The 12,289-nt window shown below is 57.0% G+C and carries 17 protein-coding genes and 1 pseudogene; 8 read left to right on the forward strand and 10 right to left on the reverse strand.

All coding sequences use genetic code 11. From position 1 onward, the window contains the following. Nucleotides 1-241 precede the first annotated feature (241 nt). The 3 genes from J4859_RS17115 to J4859_RS12700 form a co-directional block, all read right to left on the reverse strand. Nucleotides 242-529, reverse strand: coding sequence for a transposase (locus J4859_RS17115; protein ID WP_256436884.1), 288 nt, complete (start codon nucleotides 527-529; stop codon nucleotides 242-244). Next, nucleotides 447-1,292: a transposase gene (locus J4859_RS17120; protein WP_212330288.1), complete on the reverse strand. Its 846-nt coding sequence runs from the start codon at nucleotides 1,290-1,292 to the stop codon at nucleotides 447-449. The genes J4859_RS17115 and J4859_RS17120 overlap by 83 nt, the downstream gene beginning before the upstream one ends. A 598-nt stretch (nucleotides 1,293-1,890) precedes the next feature. Beyond that, the gene (locus tag J4859_RS12700; RefSeq protein ID WP_212330290.1) at nucleotides 1,891-2,220 is read right to left on the reverse strand and encodes a hypothetical protein; all 330 of its coding nucleotides are present in this window, start codon (nucleotides 2,218-2,220) and stop codon (nucleotides 1,891-1,893) included. Between J4859_RS12700 and J4859_RS12705 the strand changes: the two genes are divergently transcribed. Then, complete coding sequence (locus tag J4859_RS12705; RefSeq protein ID WP_249113828.1) at nucleotides 2,149-2,757, forward strand: class II glutamine amidotransferase; 609 nt, start codon at nucleotides 2,149-2,151, stop codon at nucleotides 2,755-2,757. The genes J4859_RS12700 and J4859_RS12705 overlap by 72 nt on opposite strands. A gap of 67 nt (nucleotides 2,758-2,824) precedes the next feature. Here the strand turns inward: J4859_RS12705 and J4859_RS12710 are convergent, their stop codons facing one another. Further along, nucleotides 2,825-3,439 (reverse strand): hypothetical protein, encoded by a 615-nt coding sequence (locus J4859_RS12710; RefSeq protein ID WP_212330292.1) that lies wholly within the window; start codon nucleotides 3,437-3,439, stop codon nucleotides 2,825-2,827. A gap of 274 nt (nucleotides 3,440-3,713) precedes the next feature. On the opposite strand from J4859_RS12710, the gene J4859_RS12715 reads away from it, so the two are divergent. Next, nucleotides 3,714-4,091 carry a hypothetical protein gene (locus J4859_RS12715; protein WP_212330293.1) on the forward strand — a complete coding sequence of 126 codons (378 nt, stop codon included), beginning with the start codon at nucleotides 3,714-3,716 and terminating at the stop codon, nucleotides 4,089-4,091. A 54-nt stretch (nucleotides 4,092-4,145) separates the two neighbouring features. Here the strand turns inward: J4859_RS12715 and J4859_RS12720 are convergent, their stop codons facing one another. Continuing rightward, nucleotides 4,146-4,424: a YibE/F family protein gene (locus J4859_RS12720; protein WP_212330295.1), complete on the reverse strand. Its 279-nt coding sequence runs from the start codon at nucleotides 4,422-4,424 to the stop codon at nucleotides 4,146-4,148. A 189-nt stretch (nucleotides 4,425-4,613) separates the two neighbouring features. On the opposite strand from J4859_RS12720, the gene J4859_RS12725 reads away from it, so the two are divergent. The 3 genes from J4859_RS12725 to J4859_RS12735 all read left to right on the forward strand — a co-directional run bounded on the left by J4859_RS12725 (nucleotide 4,614) and on the right by J4859_RS12735 (nucleotide 7,443). Continuing rightward, entirely contained in the window at nucleotides 4,614-5,624 is a 1,011-nt protein-coding gene (locus J4859_RS12725; protein ID WP_371812067.1) for an ABC transporter substrate-binding protein, read from the forward strand. 107 nt (nucleotides 5,625-5,731) lie between these two features. Next, entirely contained in the window at nucleotides 5,732-6,649 is a 918-nt protein-coding gene (locus tag J4859_RS12730; RefSeq protein ID WP_212330297.1) for an ABC transporter permease, read from the forward strand. Continuing rightward, complete coding sequence (locus J4859_RS12735) at nucleotides 6,649-7,443, forward strand: ABC transporter ATP-binding protein (protein ID WP_212330299.1); 795 nt, start codon at nucleotides 6,649-6,651, stop codon at nucleotides 7,441-7,443. Before J4859_RS12730 ends, J4859_RS12735 begins: the two co-directional genes overlap by 1 nt. A 139-nt stretch (nucleotides 7,444-7,582) precedes the next feature. On the opposite strand, the gene mazG is transcribed toward J4859_RS12735, so the two are convergent. Next, the gene (gene mazG, locus J4859_RS12740) at nucleotides 7,583-8,566 is read right to left on the reverse strand and encodes a nucleoside triphosphate pyrophosphohydrolase (protein ID WP_212330302.1); all 984 of its coding nucleotides are present in this window, start codon (nucleotides 8,564-8,566) and stop codon (nucleotides 7,583-7,585) included. Nucleotides 8,567-8,767: 201 nt separating this feature from the next. Between mazG and J4859_RS16425 the strand changes: the two are divergent. The 3 genes and pseudogenes from J4859_RS16425 (at nucleotide 8,768) to J4859_RS12760 (ending at nucleotide 10,949) form a co-directional block, all read left to right on the forward strand. Next, nucleotides 8,768-9,790, forward strand: a pseudogene (locus tag J4859_RS16425) (dipeptidase). Nucleotides 9,791-10,035: 245 nt separating this feature from the next. Beyond that, nucleotides 10,036-10,497 (forward strand): RpiB/LacA/LacB family sugar-phosphate isomerase, encoded by a 462-nt coding sequence (locus J4859_RS12755; RefSeq protein WP_212330306.1) that lies wholly within the window; start codon nucleotides 10,036-10,038, stop codon nucleotides 10,495-10,497. 23 nt (nucleotides 10,498-10,520) lie between these two features. Further along, nucleotides 10,521-10,949, forward strand: a complete 429-nt coding sequence (locus tag J4859_RS12760) for a DUF5655 domain-containing protein (protein WP_212330308.1) — start codon at nucleotides 10,521-10,523, stop codon at nucleotides 10,947-10,949. Nucleotides 10,950-11,068: 119 nt separating this feature from the next. Here J4859_RS12760 and J4859_RS12765 read toward each other — a convergent pair whose 3' ends face one another. The 4 genes from J4859_RS12765 to J4859_RS12780 all read right to left on the reverse strand — a co-directional run bounded on the left by J4859_RS12765 (nucleotide 11,069) and on the right by J4859_RS12780 (nucleotide 12,210). After that, nucleotides 11,069-11,224, reverse strand: coding sequence for a hypothetical protein (locus J4859_RS12765; RefSeq protein ID WP_212330310.1), 156 nt, complete (start codon nucleotides 11,222-11,224; stop codon nucleotides 11,069-11,071). 119 nt (nucleotides 11,225-11,343) lie between these two features. Beyond that, nucleotides 11,344-11,640, reverse strand: a complete 297-nt coding sequence (locus tag J4859_RS12770) for a hypothetical protein (protein WP_212330312.1) — start codon at nucleotides 11,638-11,640, stop codon at nucleotides 11,344-11,346. Nucleotides 11,641-11,655: 15 nt separating this feature from the next. Further along, nucleotides 11,656-11,838, reverse strand: coding sequence for a hypothetical protein (locus J4859_RS12775; RefSeq protein WP_212330314.1), 183 nt, complete (start codon nucleotides 11,836-11,838; stop codon nucleotides 11,656-11,658). Between the two features lie 162 nt (nucleotides 11,839-12,000). Continuing rightward, on the reverse strand, nucleotides 12,001-12,210 hold the full coding sequence (locus tag J4859_RS12780) for a hypothetical protein (RefSeq protein WP_212330317.1): 210 nt from the start codon (nucleotides 12,208-12,210) through the stop codon (nucleotides 12,001-12,003). Between the last annotated feature and the right edge of the window lie 79 nt (nucleotides 12,211-12,289).

Here is a 12,289-nt window from a genome sequence, read left to right on the forward strand (position 1 = left end):
CCAATACCAGAGGCCTGATAGTACGAGGCACATTGCAGAGAGCATGGCTGGACAGTCTATGAGGCGAGCGTCCGGCTGCAGGGATCTATGGCCTACTGGCGGAAAGTGGCTTCTCAAAATATATGGCTCAGTCCTAATTCCTGTGGGTACCCCCCATCATGCCGCAGCCCCGGAAGTCTTCGAGTAGCGCCTGCTGGCAATCGAATATCTTGAGGAAGAAGTATTCGTCGTTAGGGTATCCCTAGCCTGCCCTCCTGAGCGTCTTGATCATGCAGTTGGTGACTTCGACCCTGCCACTGCTGATATGGTGGCGCGCATGCGCGATGATGCCGTCCATGTGGCTCTCCACGAGCCTGGCGAAGTGCCTGTCTTTCGTGCCACGGCACGTGTCCACGATCCTCTCCATCGCATCCGCATCGGTGCACGAATAGGCCTGCGCGAGCATCTCATCTACGATGTCGCAGGTAGCAAGCAGCTCGTTTTGGGATATGAGCTCCTCGTAGCACTTCCTGGCCCCTCCCTTCTGCAGGGCCTCCTGCTTGCCGAAGAGGGCGCTTCCCCTTAAGACCACCTTGCCGGCGCGTGCATCGCAATCCTTCCTCTTCCTGGTGTCCGCACAGGACATGAGGATGTATGTGGAGCGCTTGAGGGCACGCGCCGCCTCGGCGTCGCCCTCCTCCCTTAAGCCTTGCCTGCTTATCCTTCCTGACCTTACAGATGACCTTCTCGTTGAAGTTCTTCACGAGGTGGAAGCAGTCGTAGACGACATCCAGGCGCGGGTGCCTCTTAAGGAATGTCCACTCGAAGTCGGCGTTCATGTCGCAGGCGATTGTCTCCACATTGGACATCCACTCAGCGAGCACAAAGTCACAGAAATCGTATACGACCTGTCTCTTCTTGGAATGAGCGAGCCACAGGACATGTCCTGTCTTAAGGTCTATGATCACGGTGGCATATCTGTGCCTGTTGTGCAGCTTGAACGTATCTGCGCCCAGATAGCGCGCCTGCCGCTTCGGCTTCCGGAGTCTGGTCTCGCCGTCCTCGCCCTCCTTCGTATAGAGCCCAGAGAGCCTCGCGCGCTCGATCTTTTTCACGACGTTTCTGTTGAGCCCTGTCATGAGGGACACTGCCTTGAGCGTCTGGCCCAGGGCAAGCAGGTCACACACGAAGGCAAGCAGCAACAGCGTGATGCGCTGGCCTGGGGCCCTGAAGGGGACGTCCTCGATGCAGGTGCTCCCGCACTCCCTGCATGCCCATCTTGGCCGGGACACCTCTATCTTCGCCCTTCCCATCCCCAGAGGAGGTGCCGAAGCGCAATGGGGGCCTTCCCATTTTTCTCTATTGCCCTTCCGCAGCAGGGGCAGCATGGTGCATCCGACACTGCCGGCCTGCCCGGGACCGTGAGGATCTGCACCGCCTTCCTGCATCTTTTGGTCGACGTGCCGAACTCCTCGGTGCACACGCCCTCTCTGGGCTTTCCCGTCTGCACGAAGCCATCCAGATGTGAGGGGATCTGGATGAAGCCGGGGGCGGCAATCTCGTCGGCATGGGAAATGGCGGGCAGCTGGGCTGCCGTGGACGCTATACTTGTCAGCGCGCTCCATCCTTGTTCGGGATCTTCTTGTTGTGATGCAAGATTCTAGAGGATGGCCGCTTTTCTGTCTCTTTGAGCATCAAGCCACGATCATTTGCCCACAGCTTTTAGGATTGAACCGTTCTATAGTAGAGATAGAGTGCCGTTTCGCAGCTGGATACTTCAACGCTCAGTTGTATGGCATATTGGCCTTCAGCACGGACGATAAGGATGAAGCATCATTTCTACATGATTCAGGAAGAGTCTCTATCATTCTGCATTGCATCGGACTTGCATCGCTTCTCTTCGCGCTATCATCATCCCAATCCAGAATGTCCCAGCAGATTGGATGCAGTATGTGCGAGCTCTTTGCAATCAACTCGGGCAGGCCCGTCGCCGCCAATGCATATCTGAAAGAGTTTTTCGACCACAGCCATGACAACCCGCATGGCTAGGGCTTGACACGGAGAGAGTGCGGCAACGATATCCATGATCCCGAGGCTGAAGTGAAGCTGTAGCGCGAGCCTGTTGCTGCCTATGAGTCGGCGCTCCTGCCGAAGCTCCTGGCTCGCCCTATCGAGGCCTGCCGTCTCGAAGCGCATATCCGCTTCTCCACAGGCGGAGAGCAGTGCGCCGAGAACTGCCATCCCTTCCGAGACTCAGACATATCGGGCCGCGAATGGACGCTCATCCACAATGGCATCCTCTTCAACGAAGAGCTCCCCGCCGGCTATGACCGCCGCGAGCAGGGCGAGACGGACAGCGAGCGCACGATGCTCTTTCTGCTTGACGTCCTCGACGAAGCAGCCTTGCGTGCGGGAGGCGCGCTCGATTTCGAGGGAACCTTCAATGCCCTTGCAGGCGCTCTTTCGCAGATCCCCAACCTCAACCGCCTGAACCTCATCATGGATGACAGCTCCTATACTTACGTGCACACGAATACCTCCGAAGACACACTGCACTTCCGCCAGCTGGCAGATGACGCTATCGTCTTCTCGACCAAGCCTCTTAGAGGAGAAGCAGAGAAGGCGCTCTGGAAGCCCGTGCCGAGGAACCGCCTCATCGCCTACCACGATGGACATCTCGTTCGCACATCCGTGCCTCACGGCTATACCTTCTGCGAAGCCATCCTCGATCTGCGCAGGAAGTTCGGCGATGCGTGGCCTGAGGTGCTTGCGTCGTAGATGCCGGGAAGTGCTCAATGCGTCGTGACGGCTACCATCTGGATGTCATTGCCAGCCTCATCTTTCCCTATGCTCTCCCCGTCCACGATGACCGTGTCCGCCCTGGACTCCGAGGGGAAGAAGAAGCCAGATCCGGAAGCCCATCGATGGTGATAGCATCAGCTGAATCAGGCTCGACCTCATCTGACGCAAGATGAATGACGCAGAAGTCATAGGCGACATCCTCTTCGCTCACCGGCAAAACAGATACGCTGCCGCTCAGCCTTGCTGCCACGCCTGAGACAACCTTGCTCGTGCCAGATATCGCAGGCACAAGGATAGCCGCAGCCAGAAGCAGCGTTCCCCATTTCCAGATGCTTCGCCAGGGCAGATCTTTCCGTCTCAGAACCGGCAGGAACAATCTCATCAGCGGGATAGCGATGATGAGGCCAATTCCCAGAAGCACGGCTGCTTCCAAGATCATGAAGCCGTTCGCTTCAAGGCATTCCTGGCTGGCAAGCTGCATGGCATGGGCGGAAAGCTGCATGAAAACCTCCGCGTCGCGGCTGCCTGGATCCATCCGGGCACAACGATACCAAGGTATCTGAAATGATTGTATGCGCGGATTTCGCAATTCATCGCCTTGCGGCAACAGGTCTGACAATTTCATTGCACTCCTGCGCCCCCCATCCAGCGCAAGCATGCTCTGACCTGAACCGTCTCTCTGCAGGAAGCTCGTCTGCATGGATAGGTGGCCATGCCCTCTGCAGTCCCTCATGCCACACGCTGAAATGGGCATCAGCGTTTCTGAAATAGATAAGTGGGTTGCCTATCATAAGGTCAGATGCACAGAGTAGCGATTCAGCTGAGGGCAGCAAGGCACCTCGATTCATCGGAAGAAGACATGAACTATCTGCATGGTGCAAGAGCGCATGCATCCCTAGGACTGCTTCAGCCAGAAGGCCGCAGGTGGAAAGATGGCACAGAAGACAGGAGCGTTCGATTCCCGAGATGTCCTATCCCTTATAGCCGCAATTCTCTCGGTCATTGTCTTCGCATGCTTCTGGCAGTTCAGGGGAGCCCATGCAAGCCTCCCCTACGCCCTCTATCAGTATATGGTCCGTCCCGTAGCGGCAATCTCCATTCCGTTCTTCATCTCAAGCCACTTCCGCATCATTAGGCTTCCCGGGAGGGTCCTGTTCATCCTGAAGGCAGTTTGCTGCGTGCTTGGCATCGCCTATATCCTCCTCGTAGCCATCCTGAAGCCGGCGGCGATACGCTTCTTGACCTCATCATGGCAGCGTATGCCTACATTCCGATATATGTGCCCTATCTTGCAGCGGCTTCAAGCCTGATCCTGGGCGCAAGACAGATCATTCCCGATTAGGCATTGCAGATGCACAGAGCCATTACGCAAGCCCAGCATCGGGTACGTCATCCTTGCCTGCTGCTGACCTGCCGATGCCTGTCAGCAACTCTGCGCATGCAGGGGAGGCACTAGGAACGCAGAGCACGACTGTCATTCCTCCGACGAAGCTGTGCATGAGCTCCAATGCCATAGAGCCGGATGAGAGGGACCGTGCCGTATCGACGCCGTATGCCATGAGCACCAGAACCGGAGGCATGCCGGAGCCGTCCGCCAATATCAGAGAGATGAAAAGCGCCAGCTTCAGGACTTCAGCTGTCAACCATTTACGTCTGGATAGAGATCCATTCAGAGACAGCCGCCTATGCCGATTCCTGCAGCGACTTATCCAAGCGGTTAAAAGCCTGTTATCAGATTGAAGCCTCGCTTTAGATGTGCAATTTATGAAAGTAGCATGCATTCAGTACTGTTTAGCGCTTTCAAGGCTGGCTGAACTCCCGAGGAGGGATGCATGCCCCAAGAAGAGCGCACCGACAATAAGGAGGCTGTCAGCATGACCACTAACATCACGCGTCGCGATGCTCTCTCGCTGTTTGGAGGCGCTGCAGCTTTTGCAGCGCTGGGAGGACTCGCTGCATGCTCGGGCACGAGCGGCGAGAAGAAGTACAAGATCGGCGTCCTTCAGCTCACGGAACATGATGCACTCGATGCAGCGAACGCTGGCTTTGTCCAGGCTCTGGATGATTCAGGCATCTCCTACACGATCGATCAGCAGAATGCCCAGAACGACCAGTCGGCCTGCCAGACCATTGCACAGAAGCTCGTGAACGACGGCGATGACCTTATCCTCACAATCGCCACCCCTGCCGCCCAGGCTGTGGCAGGTGCCACGACCGAGATTCCCATCGTCGGCACGGCAATCACCGACTTCGCCGCCTCCGGACTCGTCGCCTCAAATGACGCTCCTGGCGGCAATGTGACGGGCACTTCCGACCTCACGCCGGTAGCAGAGCAGTTCGACCTTCTCATGCAGCTCCTTCCCAATGCCAAGACGGTCGGCGTACTCTACTGCACCGCCGAATCCAACTCCGACGTCCAGGTACAGATGGCAGAGGCGGCTGCGAAGAAGCGCAATCTCACTGTGACGCGCTACTCCGTATCGAACTCGAACGAGATACAGCAGGTCGTCGAATCCATGGTCGGCAAGGTCGATGCCTGCTATGCACCGACCGACAACACCATCGCTGCCGGCATGGCAACGGTCTCCATGGTTGCAAACGAGAACAAGCTTCCCGTCATCTGTGGCGAGAAGGGCATGGTCGACAACGGCGGCCTCGCCACCTACGGCATCGACTACAACAAGCTCGGCTACAAGGCTGGCGAGATGGCCGTCAAGATCCTGAAGGGCGAGTCCAAACCGGCAGACATGCCTATCGAGACGCTCGACGCCAGCGAGTGCACCCTCACCACAAATGAGGAGACGGCAAAGGCAGTCGGCGTCGATCTCTCTGTTATCCAGTAAGGGATTGTGATTCGGGCACGGTAGGTATTGGCCTGCCCCATACATTCCCAATCGATTCGTACCCGGCGACCATTGCCAGGCACGCTTTTGGAAAAGGAGGAAACTCAATGCTTCTAGCTCTATCCGGGGCCTTGTACCAGGGCATCCTCTGGGGCATCATGGTCCTGGGTGTCTTCATCACCTACAAGATGCTCGATATCGCAGACCTGACCGTCGACGGCAGCTTTGCACTTGGCGGCTGCGTTGCCGCCACCGCATCCGTCACCTTGGGCCTCGATCCTCTTGTCGCTATCCTTCTGGGCACCCTTGCCGGCGTCATCGCAGGAGCTGTCACCGGCCTTCTGCACACGCTCTTCGATATTCCTGCCATCCTCGCGGGAATCCTTACGCAGATTGCCCTCTGGTCCATCAACCTGCGCATCATGGGCAAGTCCAATGTGCCGCTCCTGAATGTCGATACGGTCTTCACGCGTCTTTCCTCGCTTCTGGGCGTCTCCCAGAGCGTTGCTTTCTTCATTGTCGGCATCATTGTCGCCGTACTCTGCATCGTCCTTCTGTACTGGTTCTTCGGCACAGAAATCGGCTCGGCGCTGCGTGCAACCGGCCAGAACGAGCATATGTGCCGCGCCCTCGGAATCGATGTCCGTGTGACGAAGCTCATTGCCCTCATGATTTCGAACGGCCTTGTCGGCCTTTCCGGCGCTCTTGTCTGCCAGAGCCAGAAGTACGCTGATATCAATATGGGCACGGGCGCCATCGTTATCGGTCTTGCCGCCATCGTTATCGGCGAGGTCCTGGGACGCCTCACCCCGGGCAAGCTCCAGGCATTCGGCAGCCGCCTGACCTCTGCTGTCGTCGGCTCTGTCGTCTATTTCCTGATCCGTGCAATCGTCCTCCAGATGGGCATGGATGCGAACGATATGAAGCTCTTCTCTGCCATCATCGTCGCCCTTGCCCTTGTCATTCCTGTCATCCTGGAGCGCAGGCAGCAGCGCCTTGCCTACAAGAAGGGAGGCGAGCGCTGATGCTCAAGCTCACGAATGTCACGAAGACCTTCAACAAAGGCACGGTGAACGAGAAGCCGGCTCTGCGCGACGTGAACCTCGATCTTGCTGACGGCGACTTCGTCACCGTGATCGGCGGCAATGGCGCTGGCAAGTCGACGCTTCTGAATATCGTTGCAGGCGTCTTCCCGCCTGACGGAGGCACGATCGAGCTCGACGGCAAGGATGTCTCGCGCTTGCCCGAATACAAGCGCGCAGCAGATCTGGGACGTGTCTTCCAGAACCCCATGCGCGGCACGGCTGCCGATATGCAGATCGACGAGAACCTGGCTCTCGCAGCACGGCGCGGACAGCACCGCGGACTCGCCTGGGGCATCACGAAGGAAGAGCGTGAAAGCTATGTCGACCGCCTGAAGGAGCTCGACCTTGGCCTCGAGACGCGTCTGACCTCGAAGGTGGGACTGCTTTCTGGCGGCCAGCGCCAGGCGCTGACGCTTCTCATGGCAGTGCTCAAGAAGCCGAAACTTCTGCTTCTCGACGAGCATACGGCTGCCCTCGATCCCAAGACAGCTGCCAAGGTCGTCTCGCTCACCCAGAAGCTCGTCGACGAGAATGGGCTTACCACCCTCATGGTCACGCACAACATGCACGATGCCATCAGGCTTGGCAACAGGCTCATCATGATGCATGAAGGCCAGATCATCTACGACGTGCGTGGTGCGGAGAAGGCAAAGCTCGAGGTGGCAGACCTGCTGAAGAAGTTTGAGGAGGTCTCGGGCGGCGAGCTTGCAAACGACCGCATGCTCCTCTCGTAGAGGCATCTTCGCTTCCTGGAGCCATAAGGATCCCCTCTCGCATTCACTGAGTCGCGGGAGGGGATTTTTGATTGCTTGTCTTGAGACATCTCAGAGGCAGGAAGTCCAGGAGCGCAATGTTGTGCTGCAGCAGTGCCAGCTAGCTGTTCTGCCGCTGCGACTGCTCATGCTCTTCCTGTTTCGCCGATCTCCAGAGCTGATCGAGCTCTTCTGCAGAACACGCATCCAGGGGCTTGTCTGAAACCTTTGCCGCTCTCTCCATCGAAGCCCAGCGGCTGTGGAACTGTCGGTTCGCGAATGCCAGGGCAGCCTCTGCATCGATATGCTCCTTGCGTGCAACATTGACAAGAGAGAAGAGGACGTCGCCAACCTCTTCGAAGGCACACTCGGAGCCGGATGGCTCTGTCTTAAACTCCCCCACTTCCTCATGGGCCTTGTCCCAGACATCTGATGTGGTCTGCCAGTCGAAGCCGACCTTGGCAGTACGCTCCGAGATCTTCTGGACCTGCATGAGAGCGGGAAGCGAGATGGGCACAGAGTCCAGAAGTCCCGGCTCCTCGCCCGACTTCTTGCCTTTCGAGATACGCTCTTCGCGCTTCACCTGGTCCCAGATGTCTGGCACGTCTGCAACATCCGTTTGAGCCGGAACAGGTTTCTCCCCTTCTGGAGTGCCGAATACATGGGGATGGCGGCGAATCAGCTTGCAGTTGAGGTCCCGGCAGACGTCGCGGATATCGAAGGAGCCTTCGTCTGCCGCTATCTGTGCATGAAGCAGCACCTGCATGAGTACATCTCCGAGCTCCTCGCGCAGATTGGCATCATCTTGCTCATGAGTTGCGTCTACGGCTTCGTAGGCTTCCTCGATCATGTTCTTCGCTATGCTCTCATGCGTCTGGGCCTTGTCCCAAGGGCACCCGTCAGGTTGCCTCAGGCGCCAGATGGTACGAACAAGCTCCTCGAACTCAGGCTGCGTTTCAGGCGAGCCTTCTCGTTCGTGGGTCAGTGCATCCACGCTGTTGCAGAGCACATCCAGCCTGTCCGCTTGATCGGTACGGATATCATTCGTTTCTTCGCAGGTGGCTCTGTGTCCAGCACCGGTGCTACCATTTCGATCTTTGCTCATGAGTCCGCCTTTCTTCCCGCCTCTGTCGTCACCATACGTCGGCTCTGGTTCCTGTCTGCCTGCATCAGCCACGATATTGCATAGCTCAGAGAGATGGAGCCGTATCTGCATGTCTGATTCTGCGCATCGTTTGTGCAGATGAAATGCAGGCTAGCGTATGATGTTCAGATGCAATTTCGATACGCTCATAAGGCAGGACGTATGGCAAACGATAATATCCGCATCTTCGACCTGCATTGCGATACGCTGGACAGTCTGTCCATGCACGGTATCAAGCCCTTCTCACAGCATCTTTCACCAGTCCAAGAAGGAGACGACCTGCTTCACAACGGCATGCAGCTCTCGCTCGAGCGCATGTTCCAGGCTGGCAGCTGGTTCCAATGCTTTGCTGTCTGGGTGCCAGACGATCTCTCCCAGGCAGGGATGACGCTCCACGAGTTCTACGCCGAGGTCTCTGCATATTTCAGAAGCCAGCTCGAAGCGCATGCCGATAAAATCAGACAGATACGCGATGCCAGGAAGGTGGAAGATGCCTTTCCAGGAGGACGTGTTGCCGCGATGCTCACGGTCGAGAATGCCTCGCCGCTCGAAGACAGGCTTGCCGTCCTCGACGAGATGCATGCCGACGGCGTGAGGATGATTACGCTGACCTGGAATGGCCAGAACTGCATAGGCTCTGGCAACCTCACAGCAGAAGGCCTCACGGGCTATGGCATCAAGGCGCTACACCGCATGGAAGAGTTCCATATCGTGGCCGACGTCTCGCATCTGAACGATGCCAGCTTCAAGGATGTGGTCGCACATGCCGCAAGGCCCTTCGTGGCATCCCATTCCAACAGCCGTGCCATCTGCGAACATCCCCACAACCTCACGGACTGGGAGTTCGAGGCCATCTGAGACCTTGGTGGCCTTGTCGGCATCAACTACTGCCGTTCTTTCATTGCGGACCGCTTCAACGAGGGCAATGGTGCAGGCGATAGCCAGGCTGATGTCACATTCGACGAGCTGAGCTACCATATCGACCATTTCCTGGAGCTAGGCGGGGAACGCATCATCGCGCTTGGCAGCAATTTCGATGGATCGGCTACGCCGTCCTGGCTCTCGGGTGCCTCTGACATGCCCGCCTTCCGCACCATGGTGGCCAAGCGCTTCGGAGAAGACATCGCAGAGGGCATGTTCTTCCGCAACGCTGCCGATTTCTTCGCACGCAACGAGGAGAGCTAGCTCGAGCGGAGCAGCATGAACCGGCCTCATCCACATCCATCTCTGCGCTTGCTTGCCAAGACGCCGCCGAGGAGCAGGCTGTCGATGCCCAAGCACGATGGAGCAGATACCTTTCACACGCAGGACAGGATGCCGTCGGGCGATATGCCATCAATGGAATGGATCTGCTCGACGCTTCGCGCCTACACTTATGCCAGTTGAGCGTATGGCACGCTCATTCATGCTGCTCGTCGAAAGGGGTTCTCATGAAGATTGCAATGGCAAATGATCATGCAGGAACAGACCTCAAGAATCAGATCAAGAAGTGGCTCGAGTCCGAAGGACATGAGGTGGTGGATTTCGGTACCTATGACCATGAGTCATGCGACCTCTCCGACTTCGTCCTTCCTGCCGCGCTCAGCATCGCGAAGGGCGGATGCAACCGTGGCATCTTTGTCGACGGCGTCGGCTATGGATCTGCCATGATAGCGAACAAGGTACGTGGCATATTCGCCTGTGTCTGCCAGGATCCTGTCTGCGCCGAGCTGGCACGCCAGCACAACGATGCGAATGTTCTCTGCCTGGGCGGCAAGATCATCGGACCGGTGCTGGCAATGGCAATAGCGAAGACATGGATGGCAACTGAGCCGCTGACTGCCGAGAAGTATGTCCGCAGGCGTAACAAGGTAGCCAAGATCGACGAGGACTATACCAAGCCTCTGGAATAGCAGCTCTCCAGAAAGACGCTGATGTGAGAAAAGAAGCGGAGCTGATGATGGAGAGCAGGAGCGCTTATGTGCCAGGCACGGCAGAATGCGCCTTCTTTAAAGGCCATGAAGAGGCTCTGCCTCTCTATGCAGCATTCATGCAGCAGACACAGGCAGCGCTTCCTGAGTTCGGCATCCGTGTCCAGAAGACCCAGATCACGCTCTGCAACCGGCATGTCTTCAGCTGCGTCTCGTTTCTCCGCGTTCGTCCAAAAGCGCTAATGCCCGCGTCATTCTTCACGCTGACATTCGGCCTCGAACATCCGCTCGAATCGGCGCGCATCGATGCGAAAGTCGAAGCATATCGAAACAGATGGACCCACCATGTAGTTCTGAGCGATGCAGGACAGATCGACGAAGAGCTGCTTTCATGGCTGAGAGAGGCATACGATTTCGCTCAGCAGAAGAGGTAGAGGCTGCATCTTGCTTCGCTCTTCCCAGTCCAGCAAGGAAATCTCGCAGTGTGTCAGTCACTATTCGTTCAAAGAGAGACAGCGGCCGCGAAGGCGCCGCCGTCTCCTGTGTTCCTGTGTTAATCGTCCATATCGAGCAGAACCTTGATGTTATGGTAGGACTTCACCGCTGCATGCTCCATAGCGATCGTGAACTCATCGAGCGGGAACTTTGCGGTGACAATCTCACGTCTCGCTGTTAGACCATAATTGACCTGACGCCCCTGTCCTTCCAATAGCTCCAGAAGGGCTGCTCTATGTCTATGAGCGCACGCCTGGTATGGAACATACCTGCCTCCTGCAAGCTTGCCTGAGAGTATATCCTTCTTCTCCCGCTCAGAATGCCTTACCTGCTCTATCCACAGAAAGCAGGCAAGACAAGTGCCCCAGCCACTTCGTAGAAGACCCCATGGAAGAAAAGCAGGAACTCGCACAGCCTTCGCTGCATCGCATTGACGAGGCTAAGCTCGCCGTGTGCTTGAAGACCCCAAGCGAGGAGAGCCACACGCGCATATCCTGCATGGTCGTCGGTGGAGACCCATAAGCTGCCGACGATACCTGAAAGGGCATCTGTGAGCTTTTCGTCCTCGGGCCTGCCCCTACCGCAAAGGATGGCATATTCGTCGCTTAAGTCACTCGCGCAGCACTCCACGCAGACCTTCTTGTTCTATATGCCACAGCAATGCACAACATGGCCGTGCGTGTGCACCTTTCTCAGCATCTGGATGTTGGGCCTTGCCCTGTTGCCTGTAAGCGACTCGCCGATGTAGATCCCGATCTTTTGGCAGGAGACGGTGGGTCCATACCTGAAGGCGCCAAGCGCTGCCTGCAGCAGCTCGAAGAGCCTCATGCGCATGGAACCACAATGTCCTTAAGGCTCACATGGCAGCTCTTCGCAAGCTCCTTCAAGCGTCATGCCTGCAAGCGTGCCCTTTGCATATGCGGCCCATGTGGTGGCCGTGAGCTTTGACATAGCCAGGACAGATCTTGTCTTTACAAAGAAGGTCTTGCCTCACGAGCAACACTTCCATCTCTTAAGGCCACACGCGTCGTGGCCCTTGCAATAGAAACTGAGCGATTTGCACCTCGGGCACCTCTTGGGTGTTCCCGCAAGGGCAGAGCCTGCCATCTTCTTGGCTATGAGCGCCTCCAGCCTCTCCAGGAGCTCGCGCTTCTCGGCGATCCCCATCTTTTCGATCTGCTGCAGTATCATTGGATCCATCCGGGCCCTTTGATCCTCGATGTCTTTGTTTGACGATATGCATTGTAGGCAAAGGCCCGGACACTTTTGGGCCCTTCTT

It is taken from the genome of Atopobium sp. oral taxon 416, assembly GCF_018128285.1.
Taxonomy (GTDB): Bacteria; Actinomycetota; Coriobacteriia; order Coriobacteriales; family Atopobiaceae; genus Olsenella_L.